This window comes from Arthrobacter sp. TMN-49 (genome assembly GCF_054511095.1).
In genome coordinates this window covers 97052-117693 of record NZ_JBTNDH010000006.1, presented here as the reverse complement: position 1 = coordinate 117693, position 20642 = coordinate 97052, and the positions used below count along the sequence as shown (strand labels likewise).

The 20642-nt window shown below is 62.7% G+C and carries 20 protein-coding genes; 14 read left to right on the top strand and 6 right to left on the bottom strand.

Annotated features, from left to right (window positions below):
• Positions 1–155: 155 nt before the first annotated feature.
• The 5 genes from ACX80E_RS04640 to ACX80E_RS04620 are packed head-to-tail and all read right to left on the bottom strand — an operon-like array spanning position 156 to position 5123.
• Positions 156–1574, bottom strand: a complete 1419-nt coding sequence (locus ACX80E_RS04640) for a dihydrolipoyl dehydrogenase family protein (protein WP_459300737.1) — start codon at positions 1572–1574, stop codon at positions 156–158.
• Positions 1575–1583: 9 nt separating this feature from the next.
• A complete protein-coding gene (locus ACX80E_RS04635) occupies positions 1584–2528 on the bottom strand; it encodes an ABC transporter substrate-binding protein (RefSeq protein ID WP_459300736.1) in 945 nt (314 codons plus the stop codon).
• The gene (locus ACX80E_RS04630; protein WP_459300735.1) at positions 2525–3322 is read right to left on the bottom strand and encodes an ABC transporter permease; all 798 of its coding nucleotides are present in this window, start codon (positions 3320–3322) and stop codon (positions 2525–2527) included. The genes ACX80E_RS04635 and ACX80E_RS04630 overlap by 4 nt, the downstream gene beginning before the upstream one ends.
• Positions 3319–4005 carry an ABC transporter permease gene (locus ACX80E_RS04625; protein WP_459300734.1) on the bottom strand — a complete coding sequence of 229 codons (687 nt, stop codon included), beginning with the start codon at positions 4003–4005 and terminating at the stop codon, positions 3319–3321. Before ACX80E_RS04625 ends, ACX80E_RS04630 begins: the two co-directional genes overlap by 4 nt.
• The gene (locus ACX80E_RS04620; RefSeq protein ID WP_459300740.1) at positions 4005–5123 is read right to left on the bottom strand and encodes an ABC transporter ATP-binding protein; all 1119 of its coding nucleotides are present in this window, start codon (positions 5121–5123) and stop codon (positions 4005–4007) included. The genes ACX80E_RS04625 and ACX80E_RS04620 overlap by 1 nt, the downstream gene beginning before the upstream one ends.
• 318 nt (positions 5124–5441) lie before the next feature.
• Between ACX80E_RS04620 and ACX80E_RS04615 the strand changes: the two genes are divergently transcribed.
• The 6 genes from ACX80E_RS04615 to ACX80E_RS04590 all read left to right on the top strand — a co-directional run bounded on the left by ACX80E_RS04615 (position 5442) and on the right by ACX80E_RS04590 (position 11014).
• Complete coding sequence (locus ACX80E_RS04615) at positions 5442–6497, top strand: ABC transporter substrate-binding protein (RefSeq protein WP_459300733.1); 1056 nt, start codon at positions 5442–5444, stop codon at positions 6495–6497.
• Positions 6498–6621: 124 nt separating this feature from the next.
• On the top strand, positions 6622–7632 hold the full coding sequence (locus tag ACX80E_RS04610) for a FecCD family ABC transporter permease (RefSeq protein WP_459300739.1): 1011 nt from the start codon (positions 6622–6624) through the stop codon (positions 7630–7632).
• Complete coding sequence (locus ACX80E_RS04605; protein ID WP_459300732.1) at positions 7629–8669, top strand: FecCD family ABC transporter permease; 1041 nt, start codon at positions 7629–7631, stop codon at positions 8667–8669. The genes ACX80E_RS04610 and ACX80E_RS04605 overlap by 4 nt, the downstream gene beginning before the upstream one ends.
• 1 nt (position 8670) lies before the next feature.
• Positions 8671–9546, top strand: a complete 876-nt coding sequence (locus ACX80E_RS04600) for an ABC transporter ATP-binding protein (protein WP_459300731.1) — start codon at positions 8671–8673, stop codon at positions 9544–9546.
• Positions 9543–10520 (top strand): siderophore-interacting protein, encoded by a 978-nt coding sequence (locus ACX80E_RS04595; protein ID WP_459300730.1) that lies wholly within the window; start codon positions 9543–9545, stop codon positions 10518–10520. Before ACX80E_RS04600 ends, ACX80E_RS04595 begins: the two co-directional genes overlap by 4 nt.
• Before the next feature lie 80 nt (positions 10521–10600).
• Positions 10601–11014, top strand: a complete 414-nt coding sequence (locus tag ACX80E_RS04590) for a VOC family protein (protein ID WP_459300729.1) — start codon at positions 10601–10603, stop codon at positions 11012–11014.
• Positions 11015–11187: 173 nt separating this feature from the next.
• Here the strand turns inward: ACX80E_RS04590 and ACX80E_RS04585 are convergent, their stop codons facing one another.
• The gene (locus ACX80E_RS04585) at positions 11188–11679 is read right to left on the bottom strand and encodes a MarR family winged helix-turn-helix transcriptional regulator (RefSeq protein WP_459300728.1); all 492 of its coding nucleotides are present in this window, start codon (positions 11677–11679) and stop codon (positions 11188–11190) included.
• Positions 11680–11781: 102 nt separating this feature from the next.
• Here ACX80E_RS04585 and ACX80E_RS04580 point away from each other — a divergent pair, with 102 nt between their 5' ends.
• From ACX80E_RS04580 to ACX80E_RS04545, 8 genes are all read left to right on the top strand, one after another.
• A complete protein-coding gene (locus ACX80E_RS04580; protein ID WP_459300727.1) occupies positions 11782–13641 on the top strand; it encodes an ABC transporter ATP-binding protein in 1860 nt (619 codons plus the stop codon).
• A gap of 203 nt (positions 13642–13844) precedes the next feature.
• Positions 13845–14624, top strand: coding sequence for an SGNH/GDSL hydrolase family protein (locus ACX80E_RS04575; protein ID WP_459300726.1), 780 nt, complete (start codon positions 13845–13847; stop codon positions 14622–14624).
• A 342-nt stretch (positions 14625–14966) separates the two neighbouring features.
• The gene (gene rpmB, locus ACX80E_RS04570) at positions 14967–15203 is read left to right on the top strand and encodes a 50S ribosomal protein L28 (protein ID WP_044574618.1); all 237 of its coding nucleotides are present in this window, start codon (positions 14967–14969) and stop codon (positions 15201–15203) included.
• Complete coding sequence (rpmG, locus tag ACX80E_RS04565; protein WP_044574616.1) at positions 15203–15370, top strand: 50S ribosomal protein L33; 168 nt, start codon at positions 15203–15205, stop codon at positions 15368–15370. The genes rpmB and rpmG overlap by 1 nt, the downstream gene beginning before the upstream one ends.
• 4 nt (positions 15371–15374) lie before the next feature.
• Positions 15375–15680 (top strand): 30S ribosomal protein S14, encoded by a 306-nt coding sequence (gene rpsN / locus ACX80E_RS04560; RefSeq protein ID WP_038465689.1) that lies wholly within the window; start codon positions 15375–15377, stop codon positions 15678–15680.
• A 296-nt stretch (positions 15681–15976) separates the two neighbouring features.
• Positions 15977–16258, top strand: a complete 282-nt coding sequence (locus ACX80E_RS04555; protein ID WP_044574612.1) for an HU family DNA-binding protein — start codon at positions 15977–15979, stop codon at positions 16256–16258.
• Between the two features lie 217 nt (positions 16259–16475).
• A complete protein-coding gene (locus tag ACX80E_RS04550; protein ID WP_459300725.1) occupies positions 16476–18716 on the top strand; it encodes a cytochrome c oxidase assembly protein in 2241 nt (746 codons plus the stop codon).
• Complete coding sequence (locus tag ACX80E_RS04545) at positions 18716–20641, top strand: NHL domain-containing thioredoxin family protein (RefSeq protein ID WP_459300724.1); 1926 nt, start codon at positions 18716–18718, stop codon at positions 20639–20641. The genes ACX80E_RS04550 and ACX80E_RS04545 overlap by 1 nt, the downstream gene beginning before the upstream one ends.
• The last annotated feature ends 1 nt before the right edge of the window (position 20642 follow it).

The following is a 20642-nucleotide window of genomic DNA, read 5'->3' as shown; positions in this document are numbered from 1 at the left end:
ACGCACGCCCCCGCAAGTCACTCGGCTGGAAAACACCAGCCGAAGTATTCCGTGATCTACTGATACCAAGCTAACCACCCAGTGTTGCAACCACCCCTAAAATTCAAGATGGGGTCCAACAACTGCCACACGGATACGTGCGTGCGTGTGTGCGCTCACTTCAGGGCGGAGAGGGCCTGGGCAATGGCGCCGTGGAAGGTGGGGTAGGCGTAGATCATTGTCTTCAGTGCTGCCACCGGGATACGTGCGTGGATGGCCAGTACCAGCGCGGAAAGAACCTCCCCGCCATGCGGACCCATGGAGGTTGCCCCCACCAAGACACCTGTTTGAGCGTCTTCGATGACTTTGATGAAGCCCTGGTTGCCGGATTTGTGGATCCAGCCGCGCGTGGATGTGCTCACCTTTGTGTACCCCACCCTGATGGACAGTCCTGCCTCCCGGGCCTGCTTTTCGCTGAGCCCGACGGCGCCAATCTCCGGGTCCGTAAACGTCACCCGAGGCACGGCGTGTGATTCGGCAGAGCCCCTGTCTGGCTGCTTCGCATGCTTGGCAAGGATGTGGCCAGCCACAATGTTGCCTTGGTACATGGACATGTGGGTGAAGGCCCCGGCTCCTGCGGCGTCGCCAATGAGGTACAGCCCTTCAGCCAGCTGCATGTGCGAGTCGACAGCGGGTGGCGCCTTGCCGTCCCACTCGATGCCTGCGCCCGCCAAGTTCAGAGGAGCCAATGCCACGGTGCGGCCGGTGGCCACCAGGAACTTCTCGGCGCGCAGGCGTCTGGCCTTGCCGGAGGAATCCGTAACGTCAATACGGAAACCACCCGCCGAGTGCCGCACAGCTGTGATGGTGGCGTTGTGCTGAGTCTTGATGCCCTCGCTGTGGAAGACCTCGGCCAGAACTTTGGCGGCTTCGGGTTCTTCGCGCGAAAGCAGCGCCGGCCCGCGTGCCACCACAGTCACTTTTGAGCCAAAGCGGGCAAAGGCCTGCGCCAGCTCCACGGCAATGGGGCCCGCACCCCAAATGACCAGCGACGCGGGCGCTGTGGTCGCCTGAACTGCCTCCCGATTAGTCCAGAACGGGGTCCCGGACAGGCTGGGAACAGAGGGCACAGCCGGATTCGTGCCCGGATTGAGCACCACCGCGCGGCGAGCACGGAAGGTGCGTTCGCCGCCGTCGGGCATGGAAACTGTGACCTCCCGGGGCCCAGTAAGGCGACCGGTGCCGCGAACCAACTGCCCACCCTTGTCGGTGAAACGCTTGGCGGCGACGGTGTCGTCCCAGTCATCGGTCGCCTCGGAACGGATGCGCTTGGCCACCGCGGAAAAGTCGGCTGTGATCTGTGCCTGGCCGGCCAGACCGGGAATTCGCAACCCCTCAGCCACGGCATTGCCGGCCCGGATCATCATTTTGGTGGGGACGCAGCCATAGTAGGGGCATTCTCCGCCCACCAGCCTGGACTCGACGCCCACCACTTTCAATCCGGCGGCGGCCAGCTCACCGGCCACCGACTCGCCTCCCGGGCCCATGCCCAGCACAACAACATCAACAATCGCAGGTTTTTCCGTGGTGGCCATGACGGCTCCTTACTTGGTGATTCCCTTGTCCTTGAGCCACTGTGCCGCCGCGGCCTTGGGCTCGATCTTTTCAGCGCCCTCGACCTTGGTGCGCAAGGCGATCAAATCCGCCGTGGTTAGCTGCTTGGACACAGCGTCCAGGGCAGTTCTTGCGGTGTCATTGAGCTTCTCCGTCTTGATCACCGGGACAACCTGCTGGGCGCCGATCAGGCCCTTGGGATCCTCCAAAACCACCAACTTGTTCGCAGTGATTTCAGGGGAAGTGGTGAAGATGTCGGCGATCTGGACCTCATCGTTGAGCAGAGCCTTGAGGTTCAGGGCCTCGCTGCTGGCGCTAAAGGGCACAAAGCTCTTGGGCACGCAGTTGTAGAGCTTCTTCAACCCGGGCAGACCGTACGGGCGGGTCTGGAATTCCGACGGCGCCGCCAGGGTCAATTGGCTGCACACTGCTGTCAGGTCGGCAATGGACTTCAGGTTGTATTTGGCAGCCGTCTCCGCCGTAACAACTATTGCATCCTTGTCCTCGGCGGACGCGGCAGTCAAAATGCTCAAGCCCGTAGGAAGTTTGGCGGGTAGGGCGGCCAAAATTCCGGGACCATCAATCACGGTGTTGTCCGGATGTAGGTATCCCAGCAGGTTGCCGGTGTATTCGGGCACCACATCGATGGAGCCGTCCTGGAGGGCTTTCATGTAGACCTCACGGGCACCAATGTTCAACCGTGTAGTGGCCGTGACGCCCGCCGCGTTCAACGCGCCGGCATAGATCTCGGCAAGGATGGCATTTTCGGGGAAGTTGGCCGAACCCACCACCACTGAGCCACCCGATCCAGCCGAGCCGCTGCTGGCCGCCCCCAAGGGGTTGCCGCCGCCGCAGGCGCTCACAGCAAAGGCGATTGAAAGCCCCGCTGCTGCCCCAAGGAATGCGCGGCGGGTGGGCAGAGAAGTCTTCGTCATATTATATCTCCTGTAAGACCGGCTGTTGCTTCTGAAATCGTGGGTCCCTGGGTCGAGACGAGCTGATCAGGGGCTGTCTTGACATTTTTCAGGCCTGGAGACAGCACAGCGCGCTGCACCAACGCCAGCAGGCCATCAAGAGCAATGGCCAGCGCGGCAATAACCACCGCTCCACCCAGTACTTGACCATAATCCTGTACCGCCAAGCCGTCAATGATGTACCGCCCCAGCCCGCCAAGACTAATGAAAGCCACCACTGCCACAGTGGAGATGACTTGCAACACGGCCGAGCGGAATCCGCCCAGCATCACAGTCAGCGCGTTAGGAACTTCAACACCAAACAAGATCTGCCGTTCAGTCATGCCCATGCTGCGGGCAGCATCAACAAGCTCCCGGTCCACGGCGGCAATCCCCGCATACGTGGCCGTCAAAATGGGTGGCACGGCCAGCAGCGTCAGCGCCCAGATGGCTGGCATGAGGGACAAGGATGAGGTGGCGATCAGGGCAAACAATGTCATGACGCCCAGCGTTGGCAGGGCGCGCAGCATACCGGCAAGGGAAATGATCACGCCGCGTCCCCGGCCTGTATGTCCCACATAGAGTCCCAGCGGGACGGCGATGACAACCGACACCAGCACGGTCAGTGCCGAATAGCCCAAATGCTCCACGAGCCGGGTAGGTATGCCTAGGGGGCCTTGCCAGTTCACCGGATCGCTGAGCCATTCCCAGCCCTGGCTGAAGGGATCGGTACCTGTGTACCTGGTGGCAGGGCGCGCCGCAGCCAGCAAACTCATGCGCGCACCGCCGCGGAAAGGGGGTCAGCGGCGAGTACCGGAACAGGTTTGGCCGCCCGCAGCCACGGTGTGAGGAGTTTTTGCAGCATCACCAACACCACATCCATCAACAGCGCCAACACCAAGGTGCCCACAATCCCCACAATGATTTCGGTGGGGAAGTTTCGTTGCAGGCCGTCGGTGAAGAAGAAACCCAAACTGGGAATTCCCAGCAGTGAGCCAACGCTCACCAGTGAAATGTTGCTGACAGAAATGACGCGCAACCCTGCAAAAAGCACCGGGATCGCCAGCGGCAGGTCAACGCCCAGGAACCGTTGCAACGGCTTATACCCCATGGCCGTGGCAGCCTGGCGGATGGCGTCATCCACTGAATTCAGGGCATCCAAGGTGGAGCGGACCAGCAACGCCACGGCATAGATGGTCAACGCCACAATGATGTTGGAAAAGTCCAGGATCTTGGTGCCCAGAATGCTCGGCAGAATCACGAACAAGGCCAGCGACGGGATGGTGTACAGCAGAGAGCCCAGCGACAAGATGATGCCGCTGGCCATCTTGTTGAGCCGGGCAAGCTGCGCCAAGGGGATGGCGATCAGGACACTGAGCACCAAGGGCATCACAGCCTGGATCAGGTGGTAACCGGACAGGTTCAGCACTTGTGGCACGTTGGCCATAAACCACTGCATCAGTAGCGGCTTTCTCGCGCGGCCTCAATTGCAGCCAAAACCTCGGCAGCCTTGAGTACTCCCCTCACCTGGCCATCGCCATCCACCGCAACACCCAATCCGGAGGGCGAGGACAGTGCGGCATCCAAGGCATTGCGTAGGGGATCGCCGCTATGGAACAGTGATCCGCCGGGGATCAGCGCTACCGGGGTCGACGCCGTGCCGGAACCTTGGAGCAGCCAGCCTTGCGGGCGGTTGTGGGCGTCCACCGCGAGAACCCAAGCGGTGCTAGTGGGAACAGCTGAGGTGGCGGTAGCCACGGCGTCGTCCGACTTAGCAGCCCCGTTCCATAGGACAGTGGGAACCGGATGAATGGGCAAGGATTCGCCCAGGCTGAAGGACAGGCGCCGGAAACCGCGGTCACGGCCCACAAAACCGGCCACAAAGTCATCGATTGGAGCCCGGAGGATTTCTTCCGGAGGCGCGTATTGGGCCACGCGGCCGCCGCTGGCAAACACTGCCACGGTATCGCCAAGGATGGTGGCCTCGTCGATGTCGTGGGTGACGAAGATGATGGTTTTGGCCAGTTCCCGCTGTAACCGCAGCAGTTCCTGCTGCAGTTCAGCCCGGACAACTGGGTCCACAGCTGAAAAGGGTTCGTCCATGAGTAAAACTGGCGGATCGGCGGCCAGCGCCCGGGCCACACCCACACGCTGTTGTTGCCCGCCGGAAAGCTGATTGGGGTAACGCTTTGCCATGGAAGCTGGCAAGCCAACTGTTTCCAACAGTTCCAAGGAGCGCTTCCTGGCTTGGGTGCGCGGCACCTTGTTGAGCCGGAGCACTGTGGAAACGTTGTCCAGAACTGTGCGGTGCGGCAATAACCCTGCCTGTTGCATCACATAACCCATGGAGCGGCGCAGCTCGGGGGCGGGGATGGTGCTCACATCACGTCCGCCAACAGTTATGGTGCCCGAGGTGGGGTCCACCATGCGGTTGATCATGCGCAAAGATGTGGTCTTTCCGCAACCTGACGGCCCAACAAAGACAGTAATCTTGCCCGTTTCAATGCTGAGATTCAGCCTGTCTACGGCCGGTGTCTCGGACTGGTAAATCTTGCTCACGTCCGCAAATTCGACCATGGCGCTGACGCTGCGATTGATGGTTTCTTGAACTGATACGGCGCTTGTGCTTGGCGTCGCCATGGTCAGATCCTCACTGTTGGTGGGCATGATCCGCTGCCCTTTGATCATAGGCGCTATTTACCTCAGGGACGCTCAGTTCCGTTGAAGCACGGTTCATCCTTGACGTCCCCACTACATGGCCATTTAGAAACAGTGTTGCGAAAAGTGTCAAATAAGACACTAAAATGTTCTCTATTGCGAAAATGATCCGCTAAGGTAGGTAAGGCTTGCATAACAAGGGCAAGTCTCATTGTGGGGTCACCGATAGGAATTGTCATGGAATTTTCGCGTCGTCAGGGTCTGAAGCTGGGCCTGTTTGCATCGGTTGCTGCCTTGGGAGTCGGCCTGGCAGGCTGCTCAACGGGTGCCGTCGGCGGGACGGGTGCGCAGAACACGCAAGCTGCCGCTGACACCTTCCCCGTCACCGTCAAGCACATTTACGGTGCGACAGTCATCAAGGCAGCCCCGCAGCGCGTGGCCACCGTGTCCTGGGTGAACGACGACGTTGCCATCGCCCTGGGTGTCATCCCCGTGGGCATGCCCAAGAACGAATGGGGCGGCAACGACAAGTTCTCCACAGCATGGAAGGATGCCGCACTGGACAAGGCTGGCGCGGCCATCGGCAGCGACAAGGCACCCGCGCAGTACTCGGAAACCGACGGCATCAACTTCACCGAGATCGCCAAGACCACCCCGGACATCATCCTGGCCGCCTATTCGGGTCTGACGCAGGATGACTATGACAAGTTGAGCAAAATTGCTCCCGTCATCGCCTTCCCGGAGGCCGCTTACGGCACCTCGTGGCAGGATTCCACCACCATGATCGGTGCGGCCCTGGGCAAGTCCGCGGCAGCCAAGGAACTCATTGCCGCCACCGAGAAGACTGTCCAGGACCAGGCCGCGAAGTACCCGCAAATCGCCGGCAAAACCTACATCTACGGAAACTTGGAGCCGGCCAAGAGCGACGGCGTCAACGTGTACCTCTCCGGCGACAACCGGCCCAAGTTCTTGAGCAGCATTGGCATGGAACTGGCTCCCGTGGTGGTTGCCGCGGAGAAGGGCACCAAGGAGTTCTACATCCCCTGGTCTGCCGAAAAGGCGAATGAATTGGACTCCCAGGTCTTCGTCAGCTGGGTGCCCGACGACAAGACCACGGCGGCCATTGCTGCCGACCCGCTGCTGGGCCAGATCCCGGCAGTGAAGAAGGGCGCCTTCGTGGCGGACTCGGACCAGATGCTCACTCTGGCCATCTCCGCATCATCACCCCTGAGCCTGCCCTGGGCCCTGGACGCCTTCCTGCCGCAGCTGGCCCAGGCAGCGGACAAGGTTTAAGGATCCGTTAGTGAGAAGCACACCAGTCGCTGCGAGGGAAAAGGCCTTGCCGGAAACGGTTTCTGTGCCCTCCCTCGCAGCCGCCGGGGTGCCCTCGGGGACCACCAGCGTCGGCGCCACCCCGATAGTTCCAAAAATCAACAACAGGCGCAAGGCTGTGTGGCTTGGTGCGCTGGTGGCTGCCTTGGCCGTGATTGTCTTGTGCTCCCTGGCGGTGGGGGCCCGCAGTATCGCCCCGACAACCGTGGTGGATGCGCTGATACATTTTGATCCAAGCAACGGCGACCATGCCGTGGTCCATGCCCGCATGGTGCGCACAGTCGCCGGACTCGTGGTGGGCCTGGCCCTTGGTCTGGCCGGAACATCCATGCAGGGCGTGGCCCGGAACCCGCTCGCCGATTCCGGGATTCTGGGGGTAAACGCCGGGGCCGCTTTGGCTGTCGTGGCAGGAATATTCTTCTTTGGTGCCGCCAGCGTCTCCAGCTACCTGTGGTTCGCCTTCCTGGGAAGTGCCGTTGCCGCAGTGGTTGTTTACACGGTGGCCAGTCTGGGTCGCAGCGGCGCAACACCTGTCAAGCTGGCCCTGGCTGGCACCGCCATCTCGGCAGGTTTGGGCTCACTCATGAGCGCCATGCTGGTGACCAGCCAGGATTCACTGGAGTTGTTTCGCAGCTGGCAAGTGGGGGCGCTGGCCGGAAAGTCGTGGGAAGCGATTGTGGCCGTGCTGCCATTCGTGCTGGTCGGTGCCTTGATTTTGTTGTGCACCGGGAAACTGCTGAACACTCTTGCCTTGGGCGATGACATGGCTCGCGGGCTGGGTCAACGCCCCGGCCTGGGCCGCGCCGTCTCCGCCCTTGGCATTGTTGTGTTGTGCGGCTCAGCCACAGCCCTGGCCGGCCCCATAGCGTTTATCGGACTGGTGGTCCCGCACCTGCTGCGCGGACTTGTGGGACCCGACTACCGCTGGCTGCTGCCACTTTCGTTGCTTGCCGCCCCCGCCATCTTGCTGCTGGCCGACGTCGTTGGGCGGGTCGTTTTGCTCCCCGGCGAGGTTCCGGCAGGGATCTTGGCCGCCATGCTGGGAGCGCCGGTGTTCATTGCCGTGGTGCGCCGCGGGAAAGCGGCCGAGCTGTGAGTATTCTCCAAAAACCGGCAACCGGCAGCTGGGTGCGTCACCAGCGCAAGGCCCCGCGCCGCCGTCGAACAATCCTCACGGCCTCCCTCGGACTGGTGGTCCTTGCCTTGCTGGCGGTGAATATTTTGTTGGGCAGCTACACGGCCACCATCCCCGATTTCTTCGCCATGCTGGGAGGAGAAACCATACCGGGGGCCAGTTTCATCGTCATGGAAAACAAGTTCCCGCAGGCCGTGTTGGGCTTGTTGACAGGCGCCTCCTTTGGTGTGGCCGGCGCAATTTTTCAGTCGATGCTGCGCAACCCGCTGGCCAGCCCCGACATCATTGGTATCAGCTATGGCGCCAGCGCCACCGCCGTCGCCGCCGTCGTCCTCTTTGGGGTGCGCGGCGCCGGCGTCTCGGTGGCAGCCATCGTGGGGGCCCTGGTGGTGGCCCTGCTCATCACGGTGTTGGCTCGTGGACGCGGCGGCACCGGGCTGATTCTCATTGGTATTGGTGCGGCGGCGTTTATGCAGGCGGTCGTGACGTTTCTGCTGTCCCGGGCCGATATCAACAATGCCCAGGAAATCATGGTGTGGCTGACGGGTTCGCTGAATTCAGCGACTTGGGAGCGCGTCACCATTTTGGCCGTGGCGCTGCTGATTCTGCTGCCCTTCACGGCCACCGGGTCGCGCGAGCTGCGCGGCCTGGTCTTGGGCGATGACACTGCCGCCGGGCTTGGCTTCAACGTTCCGCGCGCCCGCTGGCTGCTCACCACGTTGGGTGTGCTGCTGGCCGCCTTCCCCACGGCCGCTGCCGGGCCCATAGCTTTTGTGGCGTTCCTGTCCGGCCCCATTGCCAAACGACTCAACGGGGGATCGGCCAGCCTGCCCCTGTCGGCGCTGGTGGGCGCCGCAATAGTCCTGGCCGCAAATTTTGTCGGCGTCAATGCCATCCCGGGGGTGTCCCTGCCCGTGGGAGTCGTCACAGGAGCCTTGGGTGCGCCCTTCCTGCTCTGGCTGCTGATCTCATCCAACCGCGCCAACCAAGGAGGCTGAGATGACCGACCCTTCATCCCAACGGCCCGCAACACTGTCCGCCAACCAGCTGTCCTTGGGGTACGGCGAACGAAGCATCGTTGAGAACCTCTCCGTTGAGCTGCCCGCCGGCAAGGTGACAATCATTGTCGGGGCCAACGCCTGCGGAAAATCCACGCTGCTGCGAGGTCTGGCGAGGCTGCTGAAGCCAAGTGCCGGCGTCGTCCACCTGAATGGGGCCGACATTCACAAGGTCCCCACCCGCGACCTGGCCCGCGAACTGGGCATCCTGCCGCAAACCCCTGCGGCGCCCGACGGCATCAGAGTGGCCGATCTGGTGGGCCGTGGCCGCAGCCCGCACCAGGGCTGGTTCCGGCAGTGGACCCCGGCCGACGACGACGCCGTGGCGGCAGCACTAAACGTCACCGGCACCGCCGAACTGGCTGAGCGCAGCATTGACGAGCTGTCCGGCGGGCAACGCCAACGTGTCTGGATAGCCATGGCGTTGGCGCAGGAAACGGACGTGCTGCTGCTGGATGAGCCCACCACGTACCTGGATTTGGCCCATCAGGTGGAGGTCCTGGATGTTGTCTCCGAGCTCAACGCCCGGCGCGGCATCACCGTGGCCATTGTCCTGCACGACCTGAATTTGGCTGCGCGCTATGCCGATCACTTGATCGCCATGAAAGCCGGCGCCATTGTGGCCCAGGGGGAGCCGGCCCAGGTGCTGACGGCCGGGCTGGTTCAGGACGTTTTTGGGCTGGAGTCGGTGGTGGTGGCTGACCCCGTGGTGGGCACCCCCATGGTGGTTCCCATCGGCAGGCGGGCGGCGCTGTTGGCGGATGCTGCAGCCAGCAAGCTATCAACTATCGGTGTGGCCGAGGGTGTGCACGCATGAGCTCGGCAATCCTGGAAAGTGAAGCCATCGAGGCGGATCCCATCAAGCCCATGCGGGCCTTCGAGCTGCGGGTCAGCGCCGTGCAACAGTTGAGCGAGCATTTCCGCCGCATCACCTTTGTTGGTCAGGATCTTGAACTTTTTGGCTCCAACGCCGACGGCGAGACCCTGGACCTGCGTGTGAAGGTCATGATTCCCTCGCCCGGCCATGCGCTGCCGGCGTTGAGCAGTATCCGCGGTTCGCTGCAGGACGACTGGTACCAAAAGTGGCTCGCCGTGGATGAAGCGGTGCGCGGAGTGATGCGTACCTATACGGTCCGTGCCCTGCGTCCGACAGTGCCGGCGTCGGGTGGGCAGCCAGCCGTTCCGGCCGAGCTGGACATTGACTTTGTGCTGCACCTGCACGGCGGATCCGGCCCGGCTGCCGCATGGGCCGCGGCGGCGCAGCCCGGGGACCCGTTGCTGCTGGTGGGCCCGTGCGCACGCTGGGGCGATTGTCTGGGCATTGAGTTTGCGCCGGGTTCGGCCGAACGCCTGCTGCTCGTGGGGGATGAAACGGCTGTCCCGGCCATTGCCGCCATTTTGGAAACGCTGCCGGCCCACATTGCCGGGCATGCTGTTCTGGAGGTGCCCACCGCCGGTGACTTCCTGGACATTTCCACACAGGCCAAGGTGGAAGTCCGCTGGCTGGCCAGGGGCCGGAACCCGCACGGCGAGGCCTTGTCCCAACAGGTCCGCGCCCTGCTTGCGCCGGCCGCGTGCGAGCTCGGTGAGGAACCCGAGGATGTGGATGTTGATGCCACCATCCTGTGGGAAACCCCTGCCGCCACCACCAGCCACGGCCTGTATGCGTGGATTGCCGGAGAGGCAGCAACCATCCGGGGGCTGCGCCGCTACCTGGTGCGTGATGTTGGCATGGACAGGAACGCCGTCGCGTTCATGGGGTACTGGCGTCAGGGGCAGGCGCTTTCCTAGGGCAGCTACTGACAAGGGAGGCGAATGGGAGCATACTTTCATTCAACCCACACGGGCCTTCCTCGTTAAGGAGACATACTATGACCACGCGACTTAACCCTTATTTGAACTTCAGTGGCAACGCCAAGGATGCCATGGAATTTTACCAGGGAGTGTTTGGCGGGCAGCTGGAGCTCAGCACTTTTGGCGACTACCAGGCCTCCGAGGATCCCGCAGAGGTGGACAAGATTATGCACGCCATGTTGACCGGGGACAATGACGTGGTGCTCATGGGTGCTGACGTGCCCCCGGCCATGGAGTTCAGTGCAAATTCCAGCGTGTCCCTCTCCGGTGACGAGGAAGCGGTGCTGCGCGGCTGGTGGGACAAGCTCTCCGACGGTGCAGCAGTGACCGAACCGCTCACCAAGGCCCCCTGGGGTGACGTCTTTGGGATGTTGACCGACAAGTTCGGCGTGCCGTGGCTCGTCAACATCGACGGCGCCGCGCAGGGCTAACTGTAGTCTCCGCAGAATTGTCCACGGACGTTAGGAGCATGCGGCGGCGGCCGCGTTAGGCCCTGATCCCCACGCTCTCGCAGCAATGGTTGCTTTTTTGCGAATGCTATCGCACTTCAAATGGGGCAGTGCGATAGCGTCGCCCAAAAAATGACCATTGCTGCGATAGCGTTTTAGTCGCGGAGTTGGCCCAATAGCCGGGCCAGCTCCGCGCGGTCCGCGGCGTTGAGCCGGGAAAAGAACTCATTGGACTTGTCGCGGCGCTCGGCGCTGACATTGGCAAAGAGCTGCACACCAGCCTCCGTTGCCACCAGCAGGGTGGCCCGCCTGTCAGTGGGGTCGGGGTCGCGGCGCACCAGCCCCTTGGCCTCAAGCTGATCCACCACCTCCGTGGCGGAGCGTGGGGCAATGCGCAGGCGCTCGGCTAAATCTTTGAGCCGGATGGCTTCCTGACCTTCCTGGCGTCCGGCGGCCTGGCGTCCGGCGGCCGGGCCGGGATCGCACGGCTGCGCGCCGTGTTGCCGGCGCAGCAGTGTCATCAGCGCCCGCCACTGATGCGGGGTCAACTCCCAGGGGGCCAATTGCTCGGCCCAGGTGCGCCGAAGTCCGCGAAACGCGCCGTGAAAGAGTTCGCCGAGGTCGGGCGCATCGTCAAGGGAAGCCATGCCTACCATCATACTAAACTTGACGATCAACCACATAGTGAGGTAACCTCGGTATTAGTTGGTGCGAGTCCCGCACCCCGCACACCATTGGAGGTGGCGCTCATGACGGAGAGAGTCCTCAAGCAAAATCCAGGCCGTGAGAATCCCGGCCCCGCAGACTTCAACGCCCGTGGCCCGGCCCGCATCAACCCGGCCGACAAACAACAAATCAAACGTCATCCCGTGCGTTTGCGGCGCGTAGCGGCCCTGTTCGCCCCGCACAAGGCGAGAATTCTCGTCGTCGTACTTCTCATTAGCGCCGCCAGCATCATCAGCCTGGCGCAGCCGTTTCTGATCCGCAGCATCATTGACACGGCACTGCCCCGGCGGGACGTGCCGCTACTGGCGTGGCTCGCCGGGGCCATGATTGCCATTGCCGCGGCCACGGCCCTCATCGGCGTCGTCCAAACCTGGATGACCACGGACATGGGGCAAAAAATTATGCACACCCTGCGCACCCGGCTGTTTGCGCACCTGCAAAAACAGTCCCTGGCGTTCTTCACCCGAACCCGCAGCGGCGAGGTGCAATCGCGGCTCAACAACGACATCTCGGGCATGCAGTCGGTCATCACCTCCACAGCAACCGGTGTCGCCTCAAATGTGACAACCGCCGTGGCCACGGCTGCCGCCATGATTGTCCTATCCCCGCAGCTCTCACTGTTGTCGCTGGTTGTCATCCCGCCCGCCATCTGGTTCTCCCGCCGGGTGGCACTGCTCCGGCGCGACATCACCTCCACCATGCAGGCCGAACTCGCCACCATGAACACCTATGTGGAGGAAGGCCTCAGCGTCTCGGGGATGCGGCTCGCGAAAACACTTGGCACCACGGACCGCGACGCCGCCCGCTACACGGACAGTTCCCACCGGCTCATTGGCCTGGAACTGCGCTCGCAGCTGGCCGGGCGCTGGCGGATGGCCACCATGGGCATCATCTTCTCAGCCATTCCCGCGCTGATCTACTTTGCCGGCGGCCTGCCCGGAAACACCATGAGCATCGGCACCATCGTGGCGTTCACCGCGTTGCAAGCCACCATCTTCCGCCCCATCATGGGCCTGCTGAACCTTGGCGTGCAATGGGTGAGTGCCATGGCGTTGTTCAGCCGCATCTTTGAATACCTTGATTTGGTGCCGGACATTGCCGCCCCCGCTTCCCCCGTGGCACTGGATCCTGCCCTGGTCCGTGGCGAGGTCCGTTTTGAGAACGTGCATTTTGCCTACGACGGCGGGCCCGAAGTTTTGCGCGGAATCGAGCTGACGCTGCCCGCCGGCACCACAACGGCTGTGGTTGGCCCAACAGGTTCGGGGAAGTCAACGCTTGGCGCGCTGGTGCCGCGGCTGCAAGACGTCACCGGTGGCCGCGTCACCATCGACGGGGTTGATGTGCGCCAGATAGCCCCGGACACACTGGCCCGCATCGTCGGCGTCGTGTCCCAGGAAACGTACCTGGTCCACGCCTCCATCGGGGAGAACTTGCGCCTTGCAGCACCCGGCGCCGATGACGCCACCTTGTGGCGGGCCCTTGCCTCCGCCCAGATCGCGGACCTGGTGGCGGGGCTCCCCGAGGGCATGGACACGATGGTGGGGGCCAGGGGGCACCGTTTCTCCGGCGGCGAGCAACAGCGGCTGGCTATTGCGCGGACCATTTTGCGCAACCCCCGGGTCTTGATTCTCGATGAAGCCACCTCCGCCCTGGACAACACCACCGAGGCTGCCGTTCAGGTGGCGCTGGATCACCTGGCCGTGGGCCGGACCACGCTGACCATTGCGCACAGGCTGTCCACGGTGGAGGACGCCGAACAACTGGCGGTGCTATCGGGGGGCGCACTGGTGGAGGTGGGTGCGCCGTCGACCCTCCGCGACGCGGGCGGCGCCTATGCTGCGCTCATCGCGGCCGGCGACCAGGTGTTCGAAACCGTCTCCTAGGCTCCGGCGCAGACGCCGGGGGCCGTTGTGGACTTTCGCCCATGGCCGACCAGCATCGAAAGTCCACAACGGCCCCGCAGCTTTCGCAGGAGCTATTCCCGGAGCCAGCCGGACATAGACTTGGCGTAATTAGCCCTCCGCCTTGTCCGTTGCACACAAGCTTCGCAGCACGCCGGCGCAGGGCGCGGCGGCAAGGAGTAAACGTGGAGTTTTCGGCACGGTATGTGGCATTGGGCGATTCATTTACTGAAGGGTTGGGGGACACGGACACCACGCTGCCCAATCACGTGCGCGGTTGGGCCGACAGGGTGGCGGCTCAGCTGGCCCTGGCCCACCCGGAGGAGCAGTACGGTTACGCCAACCTTGCCATCCGGGGCAAGAAGATGCGCCAGATTCTTGCCGAGCAGATTGATGCGGCAGTGGCCATGAAACCCACGCTCGTCACCATCTATTCAGGGGTCAACGACATTTTGCGCCCCAAAGTGGACATTGATGCGATGATCGCCACCTACGCCGAGGGCATCGCGAAACTGTCGGCCACGGGGGCCAGGGTGCTGATCTTTACCGGCTACGACGCAAGCTCCTCGCGAGTATTTGCCAGCATTCGCGGCCGCACAGCCATCTACAACGAGTTGGTGCGCGAGGTCGCCGACAATCACGGCGCAGAATTGGTTGACTACTGGCGTTTCCGCGAATACAACGATTGGCGCCTGTGGGGGATCGACAGGATGCACATGTCCACGCCCGGACATATCAACATGGCCAACCGGGTGCTGGCCCAATTGGGTGAAACCGTCAGCATCCCCATGCCCGATCTGCCGCCCATCCAGGTCAAAACGACGGCCGAAACGCTCAAGGACAATGCCACCTGGACCAAGGAATACATGGGCCCCTGGGTGAGCCGCCGCCTGCGCGGGGTGTCCTCGGGTGACAACCTCGGCGCCCGCTGGCCGGCCCTCCACTCGCCGCTCGTTCAAGGCTAGGGGCGCCCGGTGGAAGGCCTGGGCGGAAGTCATTTCCGCGTCGGCTTCCTTGTTCCGGGGCGGGTATGGTATGCCAATTAGCCTTAATCGCCTCTAAGGAACTAGACTGGGTAGGCGCTAGGTAGCGCGGAGCGTGTGCAATTGCTCCGGTTTGCGGTGATTACCCTCCCGTTGGCCGGTAGTTAGGGGCTCAAGTTGCGTGCATTCGGGTATTCGCCGGACGGTCACCTTCTTATCATCATGTAAATGACGAAAAAGGAATCATGCTGTCCAAGGGCGGACGCTGCCTACTCGCACGGTTTGCACCAGTGAACCGTTTCCATTCATTTTTTAGGAGTGATCATGGCAGCTCATTGCCAGGTGACTGGAGCCGAGCCGGGCTTCGGACATAGCATTTCGCACTCGCACCGCCGCAACAAGCGTCGGTTCGATCCGAATATCCAGAAGAAGCGCTACTGGGTACCGTCCTTGCGCCGCAACGTTACGTTGCAGCTTTCCGTCAAGGGCATCAAGACCATCGACGTTCGCGGTATTGACTCCGTCGTCGCCGACATTCTCGCTCGTGGGGTGAAGCTCTAGTGGCAAAAGACAAGGACGTACGTCCGATCATCAAGCTGAAGAGCACCGCGGGTACCGGTTTCACGTACGTAACCCGCAAAAACCGTCGTAACACTCCGGACCGTTTGGTTCTGAAGAAGTACGATCCCAAGATCCGTCAGCACGTCGAATTCCGAGAGGAGCGCTAAGACTATGGCTAAGAAGTCCATGATCGCGAAGAACGAGCAGCGCAAGGTCATCGTCGAGCGTTACGCCGAAAAGCGTCTCGCCCTGAAGAAGGCCCTCGTTAACCCGGCCTCCACCGACGAAGAGCGCGAAGCGGCCCGTCTGGGCCTGCAGAAGCTCCCCCGCAATGCATCGCCGGTACGTGTTCGTAACCGCGACGCCATTGACGGCCGTCCGCGTGGAACGCTCCAGAAGTTCGGCATCTCCCGTGTACGCTTCCGCAAGATGGCGCACGCTGGCGAACTGCCCGGTATCAAGAAGTCCAGCTGGTAACATCCAGTTGCAATGAGGGCGGTGACCATTACGGTCGCCGCCCTTTTTGCTGCCCATTTGTGCCCGAACCCCGCCGTTGCGATGGTGCTTCCCTCGCGACGGCGTTACGCCCTGCGCGGGGTGAAAGTTGTTGGCTGAGAGCGAAAAAACCCTAGAATCCGGCAAATTTGACGGGCAAATCACTGGAAAGTGCCGAAATTTACCGGAATCCTGCGGAATAACTGGTATGTTCGCTAGCAGTGGTTGACACGCAACCGCGTGGAATTAGATTTACTTGATCGTCCAGGAGGACAAACATGGCTAAGAATCGTAGCGAACTGGTTGCTGAAGTTGCCGCAAAGGCTGAGACCAGCCAGACAGCAGTAAACGGCGTTCTGGATGCACTCTTCTCAGTATTCGAGAGCTCAGTTGCTGCCGGCGACAAGATCACCATCCCGGGCTGGCTCTCCATCGAGCGCACCGACCGTGCAGCTCGCACAGGCCGCAACCCGCAGACCGGCGAGACCATCCAGATCGCAGCAGGCCACAGCGTGAAGCTTTCCGCTGGTTCCAAGCTGAAGGCAGCTGTCAAGAAGTAGTTTCTTCGACGCACCACGTGAAGGCGGCCAGCATTTGTTGGCCGCCTTCACGCATTTAAGGCTCTGGGGGCCGTTGTGGACATTCGCCCATGGTGCACCGGCGGCGAATGTCCACAACGACCTCGGCGGTCCATAAGAGCCCCCGGAACCCGGGCCGGTCCTTTCCTGAAAGCTCCCTGATTCGCCGGATGTTCCCTAGGTGCTGGACAATGGAAGCGTGCCACCCGTAGATTCTTCCCCAGTCACCGCCGCCCGCCCCCTGCCCCCGCCGCCGGAGGGTACTTTTGCCAACGGAGTACGCAGCCGCTGGTGGTGGTTGGCGCTGGTCGCTGCCATGGCCGGCGTGGTGGGGTCATTGCTGTGGACAGGGGCCGCAGCCGTGCAACAACTGGCCGACCCCGGCGCGTTTACCCGGTGGGGCCTGCCCCTTGTCACCACCATTCACAACTTGGCGCTCTCCACGGTCATTGGCGCCCTGCTGTTCGCCGTGGTGATCCTGCCCAAGGACCACAAGTCACACCGCCCGCACTCCGGCCAGCAAAAAGCTGACGCAGCCAAGCGCGCGCAGGCCCCCGAGCACCCGGCATTCACCCGGGCCATGACGCTGGCCATGGCGGCCGGCGGGGTGTGGACAGTGTCCGCGATAGCCGTTCTGGTCCTGACGTACTCCAGCATTTCCGGCCTGGCGTTGGCTGGCACGGAGGAATACAGCAAAATGCTGGTGTTCTTCATGACCGAACTCCCCGTGGGCCAGGCCTGGCTCACGATCACCATACTTGCCGCGGTGGTCACCACGCTTGTCATTGGTGTGCGCAGTATCAGCGCCCTGGCCGTGCCGCTGGTCCTTGCGCTGGTCGCGTTCGTGCCACAGGCCCTGATTGGCCACTCGGCCTCCAGCGCCGATCACAAGGGTGCCGTGAATTCGTTGTTCCTGCACATCACCGGCGCCTCACTGTGGGTTGGCGGGATCATTGTGCTGGTGGTGATTTCGGGGGTCCTGGGCAAAATCACCGCCCAAACACTGCAACGCTTCTCGGCCCTGGCCATTTTCGCCTTCGTGGCTGTGGCCGGCTCGGGCGTTATTAACGCCTCCATCCGCATTACCAACTGGCACGACCTTTTCTACTCCTCCTACGGCCAACTGCTGCTCGCCAAATCCGCCGCCACCATTGTTTTGGGCGTGATCGGCTATATGCACCGCGCCTGGATCATCCCGCGTCTGCGTGGTGGTGAGAAGAGTACGACGGCGGCCAGCACCCGGCGCTTGTTGTGGCAGTTGATCTTCGGGGAACTCTTGATCATGGGCGTCGTCAGCGGAATCGCCGTTGGTTTGAGCCGTTCGGCCCCGCCGCAGTCGCGTGAATTGTCACAGGAAACGCTCACCCCCGCCCAGATTCTCACCGGCTACCCGCTGCCGCCGGAGCTGGAGTTTGTCCGCTGGTTCACCGAATGGCGGATGGACTGGCTGTGGGTGGCGTTCGCTGTTTTGGCTGGTGCCGCCTATCTGGCGGGCCTGGTGAAATTGCGCCGTCGCGGCGACAAATGGTCTGTGCTGCGCAGTGTCTCCTGGTTTGTGGGTTTGTTGGCGCTTGTGTACATCACCTCCGGGGGCCCTGCCGTGTACGGGGCTGTGCTGTTCAGTGCGCACATGGTGGAGCACATGGCATTGATGGTCATCGCCCCGCTGTTCCTGGCCCTGGGATCACCGATCTCCTTGGCGTTGCAGGCCCTGACACCGCGTCGGGACGGCTCCCGCGGGATCCGTGAATGGATTCTGGTGCTGGTGCATTCGAAGTTCTCCAAGGTTGTCACCCACCCGCTGTTTGCGGCGGCGAATTTCTCCGGCAGTTTGGTTCTGTTCTATTACTCGCCGGCGTTCAACCTGGCCATGCGCTACCACGTGGGCCATGAGCTCATGATTGTGCACTTCACACTAACCGGCTACATCTTTGTCCAAAGCATGATTGGTGCGGACCCGCTGCCCACCCGGGCCCCCTACCCGTTTAGGCTCTTGCTGCTGCTGGCCACCATGGCCTTCCACGCCTTCTTCGGTGTGTCCTTGATGATGGCCACCTCGCTGCTCTCGGGGGAGTACTTTGGCAACATGGGCCGGCCCTGGGGTGATGATGCGCTCACCGACCAGCAAACAGCCGGCGGTATCGCCTGGGGGGTGGGAGAAATCCCCACCCTGGCCATAGCGATGGGTGTGGCGTATATGTGGTCACGCTCCGACGCGCGGGAAACAAAACGCAAGGACAGGGCAGCCGACAGGAATAAGGACGCCGAACTGGGCGCTTACAATGACATGTTTGCGCAATTGGCGGCCCGCGATGACGCCATGGCTGCCTCCAGCCACGGAACTAAGCGGCCGCAGACTGTTCGCAAGGGCACCAACCCCAACGCAGTGACAACGAGTGAGTCGGAAAACCCGGCCGGTACGCAAGGAGAAACACACTAGTGGATTCCGCAACGAAAACCAGCACGGTCCGGGTACGGGCATCCGAACTGGAGGGCCGCGGCTGGTTGAACACCGGCGGCGCCGAACTAAACTTGGAAAAGTTGCGCGGCAAGATCGTCGTCCTTGATTTCTGGACGTTCTGCTGCATCAACTGCCTGCACGTGCTTGACGAGCTGCGCCCCTTGGAAGAGAAGTACAAGGACGTCCTGGTCACTGTTGGTGTGCATTCACCCAAGTTTGAGCATGAAGCAGATCCCGTGGCCCTGGCGGCGGCCGTGGAACGCTACGACATCCACCACCCGGTGTTGGACGATCCGGAGCTGAGCACCTGGCAGGCTTATTCGGCCCGGGCCTGGCCCACACTTGTTGTGGTGGACCCAGAGGGCTACATTGTGGCGCACCTCTCCGGTGAGGGCCATGCTGCCGGTCTTGAATCCTTCATCCCGGAACTGATTGCCGAGCATGAAGCCAAGGGCACGCTGCACCGCGGCGACGGTCCTTACGTTGCCCCCGAAGCAGTTTCCCGCGATCTGCGCTTCCCCGGAAAGGTGCTGCCCCTCAGCGGGGGCACCTTCCTGGTCTCGGACACCGGCCACCACCGCCTGGTGGAAATGGCCGCCGATCTCAGCACGGTGATCCGCACCATCGGCACGGGCACCAAGGGTTTCCGTGACGGAACTGCCGCCGACGCACAGTTCAACGAACCTCAGGGCCTTGCCCTGCTCCCGGCCGAGCTGGCAACGGCAGCCGGGTACGACGTCGTCGTGGCTGACACGGTGAACCACCGCCTGCGCGGGATTACGCTGGCCACCGGCGAGGTCCACACAGTTGCCGGTAACGGCGTGCAGCGGCTCCTGGAGGCTGGCCCGGCCCGCGTGGACCACGACGGCGCCAGCACCTCCGCGGCAGATCTCGGCACCGCGCCGCTTGAGGTTGCCCTGTCCTCGCCCTGGGACGTGGCGTATTCAACGACGCTGAAAACAGTGGTTGTGGCCATGGCTGGCACCCACCAGATCTTCGACTTTGACCCCTCCACGGGCGCCGTCAGAATTATTGCCGGCAACGGTTTGGAGGGCTTGTTGGACGGTCCCGGGGAGCAGGCCTGGTTTGCCCAGTCCTCGGGCCTCACCGAGGATGCCCAGGGCAACATCTGGGTGGCCGACTCCGAGACGTCGGCGCTGCGCGTGCTGACGTTCGCCGATGATGGCGCGGTCACCGTTGAAACAGCCATTGGTGAGGGCCTGTTCGACTTTGGCTTCCGCGACGGTGACGCCGGCCAAGCCCGCCTGCAGCACCCTCTGGGTGTTGCAGTGCTGCCCGACGGTTCGGTGGCCATCGCCGATACGTACAACGGTGCCGTGCGCCGCTACGACCCCGCCACGAAGACTGTCAGTACGCTGGCCCGCGGCCTTGCCGAGCCCAGTGACGTGCTGCTCGATGAGAGCGGTGAGGTGCCGCTGCTTATTGTGGTGGAGGCCAACAAGCATCAGCTCATCCGCCTGCCGCTGCCCAAGAACGCGCTCCAGGTGGACGAAGGGGCAGTCCAGACGCACCGCCCCAAGACGCCCGTGGCGCCCGGCGAGCTGGCGCTGACCATCCGTTTCTCCGCACCGACCGGGCAAAAGCTCGATGACCGCTGGGGCGACCCCACGCAGTTGAAGGTTTCCGCCACGCCGCCGGAGCTTCTGATCAGTGGCGAGGGAACCACCGTGGGTCTGGCGCGGACGCTGGTGCTGTCAGCCAATGTGCCCGAGGGAATTTTGCACTTTACTGCCCGCGCCGCAGCGTGCGACGGTCCCGAGGACGCGAACGGTGAGATTCCCGACCACGCCGCCTGCCACCTGTACCAGCAGGACTGGGGCATCCCCGTGCTGATGAGTGCCGACGGCACGTCCGAGCTGGCGTTGGATCTGCGCGGGCTCTAGA